Below are 866 nucleotides of genomic sequence, written 5' to 3' on the forward strand. Positions count from 1 at the left end.
GTCCTGTGCGAGTTTCTCCACCGTCTTGTCGGTATAGGGTTGCAGCCATTCCTGCGCGCCGAAGCGCGACTGGAAGGTGATGATCAGTTTCCTGTCATCCCAGCCGAGCCGTTCGCGCAACAGCCGCGTCGTCTTCTGGCAGTGGCAATGATAGGGATCGCCCTTCTCGAAATAGGGTTTTGGAATGCCGTGATAGGAGGTGATGACCACCTCCGGCTCGAAATCCAGCGTCGCCAGATGCCGTTCGATCGAACGCGCCAGCGCCTCGATATAGACCGGCTCGTCATAGTAGGGCGGCACGCTGCGGACGGCCGGCGCGCGGCGCATCTTCATCAGCGCGCGAAACAGCTGGTCGTTGGCTGTTGCCGTGGTCGTCGCCGAATATTGCGGATAGAGCGGAAACGAAAGAATGCGGTCGCAGCCCTGGTCGGCCAGACGCTGGGCAATGCTGGCGGTCGAAGGATTGCCATAGCGCATCGCCCAGTCGACGACGACATCAGGCAGGTCGCGCAGCGCTTCGGCCAGCTTTTCGGCCTGGGCACGGGTGTAGGTGCGCAGCGGCGACTCGTTCTTTTCCCGGTTCCAGATCCGGGCGTAATTGGCGCCCGACTTCTTGGGGCGCGTGGTGAGCACAAGTCCATAGAGGATCGGATACCAGATCGCCCTGTTGAGCTCGATGACGCGCGGATCGGACAGGAATTCACGCAGATACCGCCACATCGGCTTGAAATCGGTGCCATCGGGCGTGCCCAGATTGACCAGCATGACGCCGATCTTGCCCGCCTTGACCGGCGGATGCCCAGCGGGCAACGGGCCGAGCGCTTTTGCGACCTTGGGATCGGCAGGGGGGGGAAGCGTCATAAGGG

General features: G+C 62.2%; 1 protein-coding gene. It reads right to left on the minus strand.

The features are described from left to right. Positions 1-861: ferrochelatase (gene hemH / locus EN969_RS33250; protein WP_127419863.1), on the minus strand; the 861-nt coding region annotated here is incomplete at its 3' end. Positions 862-866 lie beyond the last annotated feature (5 nt).

The organism is Mesorhizobium sp. M7A.F.Ca.CA.003.01.2.1 (assembly GCF_003998945.1).
Classification (GTDB): domain Bacteria; phylum Pseudomonadota; class Alphaproteobacteria; order Rhizobiales; family Rhizobiaceae; genus Mesorhizobium; species Mesorhizobium ciceri.